Raw genomic sequence first — 3,598 nt, forward strand, 5'->3', positions numbered from 1 at the left:
TCTTCCTTCCTCGCGACAGGAAGTGCACGGGGCACGCCCAGGCGCAGAACACCTTGCCTAGCACGATACACACCAGCAGCACGACCGCAACGCTGATCACGGCCATCGGGATGGCTGTGCGCTCGGCGATCATGGCCAGCAGCGCGCCTAGGGGGCACAGCAGCGTGATGGACTCGAAGCCGATGCCGCAGAAGTTGCCGATGCCGCCGGCCGTGAAGTACCCCACGGCCACCACGGCCAGCAGCGCCAGCATGATCAGGAACCGCAGCCGATAGGTTTTGAGCTTCTTCATCCTGATCACGCCTCCACTTCTTCGGTCGGACGGACGACGATGGCGCGATCGGTGGCGCCGGCCGTGATGGAACCTGCCGACAGCGAGATGCACGCCAGCTCGCAGGCGCCGCAGCCGTTGCACGCATCCACGTCCACCACCGGCACGTTGTCGGCGCCCAGCTCGAGCGCCTCGTAGTTGCACACGTCGACGCACTCGTGGCAGCCCATGCCCTTCGCGGCAAGGCACCAGTCGCGGTTGATCTCCGCCTTGCCGATGATCGCCTGCGACGGGTCGGGGCACGAAAGCGCATGCGTCGGGCACGCCGCGACGCACTTCGGCCCGCCCGGCTCGTTCTCGCAGAAATCGCACCAGCCGCTTTTGAAGTCCATGCGCGGTGTGCGCGCGTTCAAGATGCCGTCCTCAAGATGAGCAGGAGCGATGGCATGCTTCGGGCACACCTCGCGGCACTTCTCGCAATGCAGGCAGCCGCGCGCCAGCTGCTCCTCGTCCTGCCCGCCCGGCGGGCGCAGCAACGTGGCACTGGGCAGGTACTTCACGCCGCCCAGCCCGATGACGGCGCACGCTCCCACGGCTCCCAGGGCGAACGTGCGGCGCGACACGCAGGGGCCCGTATCGCGCTTGGGCTCGATGCCGTGCTCGTCCATCATGCAACCTCGACTTCGGTTTCGGCCGACGCCGCACGGGATCCTTCGGCTTCGGCCTGCGGCCTCCGCTCTGGATGGCAATCCGCTTCGTTCTCAGACAGCACGGCGTCCAAAAATTCGCGGTCGTTGCGCAGGAAGCCGTCGGTCAGCTTGCCCAGGCCCTTGTAGAAGTCGGTCTGCGGGAACTTCTGCAAGTCGGCCGCCATCATGGGGTACCACGCCAGCAGGTGGTCCTCCAGGAAGTTGCGCTGCGACAGCAGCAGCTTCAGGCACTCGTCCTCGTCGCCGGCCTCGTACGCCCTGATAGCGCGCTCGCATAGGATCTGCTCGAACTCCAGCTCCAGCGCGATATGGTCCTCGCCCTCCTTCCAGCTTTCCTGCTTGTCCAGACCGAAGGCGCGGTACAGCACCAGCACCTCGTCGCGGGCGTCCTGCATCATGAGGCGCTTCGGGCTCGTGTACACCGACTCGTACGGGTACGCGGCCGAGAAGCCGTCGTTGCCCGACCCGATGAACGCGCGCACGTAGTCCACCGCCAGCTCGGTGAGCACCGTGCCGTCGGCTTGGCTCAGATAACCGCAGATCATCCGGTAGCCTTCGTCCACCAGCGCGTTGCCGGTGTTCGCCGGGAAGCGCATGGACATCAGCGTGTCGTACAGCTCCTGGTCCACCTCCACGCGGAACAGGCGCGAGAGGAACTGGTAGGTTGCCATGCGGCCGCGCAGCACGTCGGCGATGGTGGTTTCCTGATCGTGGGACATGGGTGGCTCCTTCTCTAGCGTTCGGACGGGGAAGCGGCGGCGAACAAGCCGGACGCGAGCACGCTGCGCCCCAGATCGGTGATGGTCCAGGCGTCGCGCCATTCGATGGCGCCTGTTTCTTCCAGCTTGCCGCGGAAGAACCCGCAGAAGCGGCGCGGCTCTTGGCACAGCGGGTCGCCGTCCACCGCCTGGTCCAGCTCCTTGGTGGGGCAGCCTCCTTCGCGCGCGCACATCTCAAGCACGCGCTGGAAGATGGGCAGATAGCGCTCGTCTTCGCTGATCCGCTCCGCCACGAGGCCCTCGTTGACGTGCGCCGCGACGGCATCGAGGCCCGCTTGCGTGGCACGGTAGTGACACGGCGGAGCGGGCGTCACCGAGATGAAGCCCTCGTCCTCGGCGGGCGTATCGGCAGCGTCGCCGGCGGCCGCATGGGCGGCGTCCTCGTCCACGATGCGCTCCAGCGCGCCGTCGCGCTCGAGCAGCTGCACCACCTGCGCCGAGCCGTACACGCTCGTCGTGTTCGGATACGCCGCGTCCAAATTGGCCACGGCCTCGTCCATCGTCTTCGGCTCGGTGCAGAATTCCACGGCGTGCAGCAGGCGGAACTGCTGGCCGGGAATGCCCGCCAGCAGCTTCTCGATGCGCTCGGTCGCAGACAACGGCACCACGGGAGGCACCACGCTCTTGTCGGCATCGGGGATGGGCGGCAGGTAATCCGCCTCGGCATCGTCCCGCTCGCCGTCGTCCAGGCTCAGGTCGGCCAGGGGATCGAAATCGTCATCGATCACGAATACATCAACATCGCTCATATCTATCAGTCCTTTCATCATTTCAAAATCACCGGTCAGGAAAAGTCAGCGAAGGTTCGCGCGGTCGTCAGACCGTTGGAGCTACAAAGTCGAAGACGCGTACAGCACCTTCGTGGGCAGCTCGCGAGGCGCGTCGGGTGCGGGAGAGAGCACCTCGTCGGTCAGCGACGCGAACTCCGACGGCGTCACGCGCGCGAAGCGCTCGCCGTCGCGCACGAACACGCGCGAGGTCTGCACCTTCGTGAACGCGGTGTTCTCTAAAAGGTCGCGCACGAACCGCGTGCATACCGCTCGTTCGCTCGCACAGGACAGCACGTCCAGGAACAGCGCGCGCTCGCGTTCGAGCGCCACGCGCCGATGGTCGATGGTGAACTTGTCGTCCACGGCGTCGTTCGCCGGCAAGAAGCCGTTCACCAGGCCGGTGACGAACACCGTGCGCACATGGCGCCCGTGGCAGCGCGCGTAGGAGACCACATGCACGGCATCGCGCGCGACGTCCTCCACCGGCTTCGCGAACCCGCAGCGCGCCAAGCGCTCGACGTCCGCATGCGCAGGGTCGTCGCCCAGCAGCTCCACGTGGCGCGGGGACAACGGCATTCCGTGCGCTTCGAACAGCGCTACGGCAGCATCGCGCGACAACCCGCCAGCGCAGGCGCGCAGCAGCTCGTCCAGCTCGTCCAGCGGGCCGTCGAACTTCCCGAAGATCGTCGAGGAGCGGTCGGCGTCGCGCTGCGTGCGCAGCTGCGCCACGGCTTCGGGCACGGTCGTCTCATGGTCGCGCGCGTACGCCATCAGCTCCAAAAACGCATCGGAGCGCAGCAGCCAATCGCCGAACCCCAGCCACGAGCGCAGCGACGTGAAATCGTGCGGATCGAGGTACAACCGCAGGAACGCGGCCAGCTTGAGGTCGGCGTAACGGCCCTCGGTGCGCGGGTCGCCCTTGATCTTCCCGCCGTCGAACCCGCGCTCCACGGCGATGCCGCGCCCTTCCAACTCAGCCGCGATGCGCTCGCCCCAAGCGGCGTTCGGCACGGCCACAGCCACGTCGCCTGGCCGGAAGCCATCGACCAGGCACTCCCCCACGGACGC

Annotated in this window: 4 protein-coding genes and 1 pseudogene; all 5 read right to left on the bottom strand. The window is 67.0% G+C overall.

Going from position 1 to position 3,598, the window contains the following annotated elements:
• Nucleotides 1-292 (bottom strand): 4Fe-4S binding protein (locus ACMO6A_RS05905; protein WP_418470896.1); only part of this gene is annotated, 292 nt, incomplete at its 3' end.
• A gap of 5 nt (nucleotides 293-297) precedes the next feature.
• The gene (locus tag ACMO6A_RS05910; RefSeq protein WP_009608137.1) at nucleotides 298-939 is read right to left on the bottom strand and encodes a 4Fe-4S dicluster domain-containing protein; all 642 of its coding nucleotides are present in this window, start codon (nucleotides 937-939) and stop codon (nucleotides 298-300) included.
• Nucleotides 939-1,700: a TorD/DmsD family molecular chaperone gene (locus ACMO6A_RS05915; RefSeq protein WP_009608133.1), complete on the bottom strand. Its 762-nt coding sequence runs from the start codon at nucleotides 1,698-1,700 to the stop codon at nucleotides 939-941. Before ACMO6A_RS05915 ends, ACMO6A_RS05910 begins: the two co-directional genes overlap by 1 nt.
• 14 nt (nucleotides 1,701-1,714) lie before the next feature.
• Nucleotides 1,715-2,509 carry a hypothetical protein gene (locus ACMO6A_RS05920; protein ID WP_086414985.1) on the bottom strand — a complete coding sequence of 265 codons (795 nt, stop codon included), beginning with the start codon at nucleotides 2,507-2,509 and terminating at the stop codon, nucleotides 1,715-1,717.
• A gap of 81 nt (nucleotides 2,510-2,590) precedes the next feature.
• A pseudogene (locus ACMO6A_RS05925) lies at nucleotides 2,591-3,598 on the bottom strand (hypothetical protein); the annotation flags it as partial.

It is taken from the genome of Eggerthella sp. (assembly GCF_048329335.1).
Classification (GTDB): Bacteria; Actinomycetota; Coriobacteriia; order Coriobacteriales; family Eggerthellaceae; genus Eggerthella; species Eggerthella lenta.

What these genes read in the sequence shown, in the direction of transcription:
- ACMO6A_RS05910 (WP_009608137.1), bottom strand. Translation starts at nt 939, where the DNA reads ATGGACGAGCACGGCATCGAGCCCAAGCGCGATACGGGCCCCTGCGTG.
- ACMO6A_RS05915 (WP_009608133.1), bottom strand. Translation starts at nt 1,700, where the DNA reads ATGTCCCACGATCAGGAAACCACCATCGCCGACGTGCTGCGCGGCCGC.
- ACMO6A_RS05920 (WP_086414985.1), bottom strand. Translation starts at nt 2,509, where the DNA reads ATGAGCGATGTTGATGTATTCGTGATCGATGACGATTTCGATCCCCTG.